The sequence below is a fragment of the Kineococcus glutinatus genome, assembly GCF_039542765.1.
In the GTDB taxonomy this organism is placed as follows: Bacteria; Actinomycetota; Actinomycetes; order Actinomycetales; family Kineococcaceae; genus Kineococcus_A; species Kineococcus_A glutinatus.
On record NZ_BAABIL010000528.1, the window covers coordinates 1 to 5,408 of the forward strand.

A 5,408-nucleotide genomic window follows, 5' to 3' on the forward strand; every position below is an offset into this window, starting at 1 on the left:
TGCGCGGTGACCTTGACGGTGACGTTCTCGTAGTCGTCCCAGGCGTGCAGGAACACCGAGCCCCCGGGGTTCTCCGCGGGCTGGTAGTCGGCGAAGAAGTCCCACCAGGCCGGGTCCACCGAGTTCTTGTCCGCCAGGTACTGCTCGTAGAGCTCGTCGACGAGCCACTCGTTGGGTCCGAAGGTCGTCAGGGGGCCCTCGTGCGAGGAGTGGTCAGGCACGGCGTTGTCGCCTTCTTCCGCAGGTCTCGGGGTGACGCCACGCCAGCCTAGACCCGCCCGCGACCGCGCACCGGGCCGGACGCGTCACACCGCGATCTCCCCGCGGGTCTCCACGCCGACCACCACGCGATCGCCGCCGCCGCGGCCGGCGGGCGCCGGCACCCACCGCTCAGGCGGCGCGCTCCGGTCCCGCCACCACCTCGCGGGGGCGCCCGCCGTGCCGCTGCGGGTGCAGCGGCAGGTGCACGTCGATGCGGCAGCCCGCCCCCGGCGGCAGCGGCGCCACCGCGATCGTCCCGCCGTGCAGCTGCACCGCCCAGCGCGCGATCGCCAGGCCCAGCCCGGTGCCCCCGTCCGGGCGGGTGGTGCCCCGGTGGAAGCGCTCGAAGACCCGCTCGCGGTCGGCGGAGGCGATGCCCGGCCCCTCGTCGGCCACCGAGATGCGCACCACCTCGCCCAGCGCCCGGCCCGAGACCGTCACCGTCCCCTGCTCGGGGGAGTGCCGCGAGGCGTTGTCCAGCAGGTTGGCCACCACCTGGTGCAGCCGCTCGGCGTCGGCGCTCACCACCAGCTCCACCGGCACCACGTCCACGACGAAGCGCACGTCGCGCCCGGCCAGCGACATCGCGTCCACCGCGCCCTGCAGGAAGGGCCGCAGCGCCAGCCGGTCGCGGTCCAGGCGCATCGCGCCCGCGTCCACCCGGGACAGGTCCAGCAGCTGCTCCACGAGCCGGCCCAGCCGCTCCGTCTGCGCCAGCGCCGTGCCCAGCACGTGCGGCTCCGGGGCCGTCACCCCGTCCACGACGTTCTCCAGCACCGCCCGCAGCGCCGAGACCGGGGTGCGCAGCTCGTGGCTGACGTTGGCCACCAGCTCGCGCCGCTCCCGGTCCACCGCCTCCAGGTCCTCCGCCATCCGGTTGAAGGCGACGGCCAGCTCCCCGACCTCGTCGTGGCTCGTCGAGCGCACCCGCCGCGTGTAGTCACCGGTGGCCATCGCCCGGGCGGCGGCCGTCATCTCCCGCAGCGGCGAGGTCATGCCGCGCGCCAGCACCTGGGTGACGACGAGGGAGATGATGATCGCGGCGGGCAGCGTGTAGCGCGGGCCGATGTGGCTGCGCAGCCCCAGCCACACCAGCAGCGAGGCGATGGTCACCGTCACCGCGACCAGCACGCCCAGCTTGACCTTCAGGGAGTGCAGCGGGTCCAGCGGGCGCACGTCCGACCAGGGGGCCCGGGCCCCCCGCGCGGGCGGGCGCCCCGCCGGCGGCCCCTGCGCGGCCCCCGCCTCCGGCCTCACGCGCCCTCGGCGGGCTCGAACGCGTAGCCCACGCCGTGCACGGTGCGCACCAGGTCCGCGCCGAGCTTGCGGCGCAGCGCCTTGACGTGGCTGTCCACGGTGCGGGTGCCCGAGGCGTCCACCCAGTCCCACACCTCCTCCAGCAGCCGCTCCCGGGTGAGCACGGTGCGCGGCGTGGCCGTCAGGCACACCAGCAGGTCGAACTCCGTGGGCGTCAGGTGCACCTCCCGCCCGGCGCGGCGCACCCGCCGCTGGGCGCGGTCCACCTCCAGCTCGCCGTCGGAGACGGCGAAGCGCAGGGTGTCGGCCTCCTGCACCCCCCCGCCGGCCAGCAGCCGGGCCCGCTCCACGCGCCGCAGCAGGCCGTTGACCCGGGCGGAGAGCTCGCGCATCGAGAACGGCTTGGTCATGTAGTCGTCGGCGCCGACGCCGAGGCCGACGAGCTTGTCCGTCTCGTCGTCGCGGGCGGTGAGCATGAGGACCGGCACCGGGCGCACCGCCTGCACGCGCCGGCACACCTCCAGCCCGTCGAAGCCCGGCAGCATCACGTCGAGGATGACGACGTCGGGGGAGAGCCGCTCGCACAGCGCCACCCCGCCGGGGCCGTCGCCGGCCACCTCGACGGTGTAGCCCTCCGCCCGCAGCCGGGTGGCGACGGCCTCGGCGATCGTCGGCTCGTCCTCCACGACGACGGCGGTGCGGGTGGGGACGGGCCCGGCCGCGGTCTGCGGTGAGCGGACCGCGGCGGTGCGGCGGGGGTCGGCGGTGCCCTGGGCGCTCATGGGGGCAGGGTAGGCGCTGGCCGGCGGCGCGGGCAGCCGCGCGACCCCGCGCGGGCGGGGCCCTCCCCGATCCGCCGCGGTTCCTCCCCGGCTCCTGCGCAGCGCCCGCACGGCCGCCCACCGGCACCGCGCGCCGGCGACCGCGGCGCGGCGGGCGGCTTAGCATGGGCGGAGTGCGGTTCCTCCCCGGTCACCACCCCTCCTCGGACCTGACGTACAACGACGTCTTCCTCGTCCCGTCCCGCTCGGGGGTCTCCTCCCGCCTCGACGTCGACCTGTCCAGCGACGACGGCACCGGCACCACCATCCCGCTGGTCGTGGCGAACATGACGGCCGTCTCCGGCCGCCGGATGGCCGAGACGGTCGCCCGCCGCGGCGGGCTGGCGGTGCTGCCGCAGGACGTGCCGCTGGAGGTCGTCGCGGAGGTCGTCTCCTGGGTCAAGCAGCGCCACCCCGTCTTCGAGACCCCGGTGACGCTGTCGACCACCGACACCGTGCACGACGCCCTGCACCTGCTGCCCAAGCGCGCCCACGGCGCCGCCGTCGTCGTCGCCGGCGGGGCCGTCGTGGGTGTCGTCACCGCCGCCGACTGCGAGGGCGTGGACCGCTTCACCCAGGTCGGGCAGGTCATGAGCGGCGCCCCGCTCGTGCTCGACGCCGACGCGGTGGAGCGCGACGGCCTGGAGGCCGCCTTCGAGCAGCTGCACACCGCCCGCCGCCGCTTCGCCCCCGTCGTGCGGGAGGGCCGGCTCGCCGGGGTCCTCACCCGCACCGGCGCGCTGCGCTCGACGGTGTACCGCCCCGCCCTCGACGACGCCGGCCGGCTGCGCGTCGCCGCGGCGGTGGGCATCAACGGCGACGTCAGGGGCAAGGCCACCGCGCTGCTGGAGGCGGGGGTCGACGCCCTCGTCGTGGACACCGCCCACGGCCACCAGGAGCGGATGCTGGAGGCGCTGGCGGCCGTGCGCTCGGCCGGCCCGCAGGTGCCCGTCGTCGCCGGCAACGTCGTCACCGCCGAGGGGGTGCGCGACCTCGTCGCCGCCGGGGCGGACGTCTGCAAGGTCGGCGTCGGCCCGGGGGCCATGTGCACGACCCGGATGATGACCGGCGTGGGCCGCCCGCAGTTCTCCGCGGTGCTGGAGTGCGCGGCGGCCGCGAGGGAGCTCGGCGCCGCGGTGTGGGCCGACGGCGGGGTCCGCCACCCGCGCGACGTCGCCCTGGCGCTGGCGGCCGGCGCCAGCCAGGTCATGGTCGGCTCCTGGTTCGCCGGCACCAGCGAGAGCCCCGGCGACCTCGTCGTCGACGCCGACGGCCGCGCCTACAAGGAGAGCTTCGGGATGGCCTCCGCGCGCGCGGTGGCGGCCCGCACCCGCGGCGACAGCCCCTTCCAGCGCGCCCGCAAGGGCCTGTTCGAGGAGGGCATCTCCTCCTCCCGCATGCACCTGGACCCCCGCCGCCCCGGCGTGGAGGACCTCCTCGACGAGATCACCTCCGGCGTGCGCTCGGCCTTCACCTACGTCGGCGCCCGCACCGTCGCGGAGTTCGCCGAGCGGGCCGTGGTCGGGCTGCAGTCCTCCGCGGGCTACGACGAGGGGCGGCCGCTGCCCGCGGGCTGGTGAGGCGGGTGCCCCCGGCCGCGCCGCTGTGCCACCGGGGGCACCCGCCCGTAGCATGGGGAGGGCCATGAGCTCATCTCCGGGGCCGCGCCGCGGCCATCCCCCGCATCCCCAACCCCTGCCCACCCGCCCGCGGGACCCCCGCGCCGGAGCGGCCGCATGACCGAGTGGCTCCTGCTCCTCGTCGCGGTGCTGCTCACCGTGGGCACCGCGGTCTTCGTCGCCGCCGAGTTCTCCCTCGTCACCCTCGACCGCGCCACCGTCGAGCGCGCCGCCGACGCCGGCCAGCGCGGCGCCGCCGGCGTCGTGCCCGCCCTGCGCACGCTGTCCACGCAGCTGTCCGGCGCCCAGGTCGGCATCACCGTCACCACCCTGCTCGTCGGCTACCTCGCCGAGCCGTCGCTGGCCGCGCTGCTGAGCACGCCCCTGGAGGGCGCCGGCCTCGGGCCCGGCGCCGCCGACACGGTCGCGGTCGTCACCTCCGTGGTGCTCGCCTCGGGCTTCTCCATGGTCGTCGGGGAGCTCATCCCCAAGAACCTGGCCCTGTCCCTGCCGCTGCGCACCGCCGCCGTCGCCGCCCCGCTGCAGCGCGGCTTCACGTGGTCCGTCCGCCCGCTCATCGTCGTGCTCAACGGCAGCGCCAACCGCTTCCTGCGCGCCGTGGGCGTCGAGCCGCAGGAGGAGCTCTCCGGTGCCCGCTCGGCGCAGGAGCTGGCCTCCCTGGTCCGCCGCTCCGCCGAGCAGGGCACCCTCGACCCCGGCACGGCGAACCTGCTCACCCGGACCCTGCTGTTCGGCGACCAGACCGCCGCCGACGTCATGACCCCGCGCGTGCGCGTGCAGGCGGTGCGCCGCGAGGACAGCGCCGCCGACGTGGTGGCCCTGGCCCGCTCCACCGGCCACTCCCGCTTCCCCGTCTCCGGCGACGACCTCGACGAGGTCGCCGGCGTCGTCCACGTCAAGGCCGCCGTCGCGGTCCCCCCGGAGCGCCGCCCCGAGGTGCCCGCGGCCGCGCTGATGGTCGAGGTGCCGCGGGTGCCCGACACCCTGCGCCTGGAGCCGCTGCTGCTCCAGCTGCGCCGCGGGCTGCAGTTGGCCGTCGTCGTCGACGAGTACGGCGGCACGGCGGGCGTGGTGACGCTGGAGGACCTCGTCGAGGAGATCGTCGGGGACGTCGCCGACGAGCACGACCGCGACCGCGGGGGGGTGCGCCAGCACCGCGACGGCTCCTGGACGGTGCCCGGCCTGCTGCGCCCCGACGAGGTGCGCGACCGCCTGGAGGTCCTGGTGCCCGACGACCCCGCCTACGAGACGCTGGGCGGCTTCGCCATGGCGCGGCTGGCGCGCATCCCGGAGGTCGGCGACGAGGTCGCCGTGCCCGGTGCCGTCCTGCGGGTGGTGCGCATGGAGGGCCGCCGGGTGGACCGGTTGCGGGTGCGCCGCACCGGCGAGGGGGCCGCGCCGCCCCCCGAGCAGCACGAGCGGCCGGCCG

General features: G+C 76.9%; 5 protein-coding genes. 2 read left to right on the forward strand and 3 right to left on the reverse strand.

The annotated features are described in order from the left end of the window. The 3 genes from ABEB16_RS17590 to ABEB16_RS17600 all read right to left on the reverse strand — a co-directional run. Window positions 1-221, reverse strand: a 221-nt coding sequence (locus tag ABEB16_RS17590) for a 2-oxoglutarate dehydrogenase E1 subunit family protein (RefSeq protein ID WP_345713517.1), incomplete at its 3' end; no start/stop codon positions are given. Between the two features lie 169 nt (window positions 222-390). After that, the gene (locus ABEB16_RS17595; protein ID WP_345713518.1) at window positions 391-1,437 is read right to left on the reverse strand and encodes a sensor histidine kinase; all 1,047 of its coding nucleotides are present in this window, start codon (window positions 1,435-1,437) and stop codon (window positions 391-393) included. A 77-nt stretch (window positions 1,438-1,514) separates the two neighbouring features. Next, the gene (locus ABEB16_RS17600; RefSeq protein WP_345713519.1) at window positions 1,515-2,300 is read right to left on the reverse strand and encodes a response regulator transcription factor; all 786 of its coding nucleotides are present in this window, start codon (window positions 2,298-2,300) and stop codon (window positions 1,515-1,517) included. A gap of 173 nt (window positions 2,301-2,473) precedes the next feature. On the opposite strand from ABEB16_RS17600, the gene ABEB16_RS17605 reads away from it, so the two are divergent. Together ABEB16_RS17605 and ABEB16_RS17610 are read left to right on the forward strand one after the other, a co-directional pair. After that, window positions 2,474-3,919, forward strand: a complete 1,446-nt coding sequence (locus ABEB16_RS17605) for a GuaB1 family IMP dehydrogenase-related protein (protein WP_345713520.1) — start codon at window positions 2,474-2,476, stop codon at window positions 3,917-3,919. Window positions 3,920-4,075: 156 nt separating this feature from the next. Then, window positions 4,076-5,408 (forward strand): hemolysin family protein (locus tag ABEB16_RS17610; RefSeq protein ID WP_345713521.1); only part of this gene is annotated, 1,333 nt, incomplete at its 3' end.

Excerpts from the sequence above, each read along its gene's own strand:
- ABEB16_RS17600 (WP_345713519.1), bottom strand. The coding sequence starts at position 2,300 with ATGAGCGCCCAGGGCACCGCCGACCCCCGCCGCACCGCCGCGGTCCGC.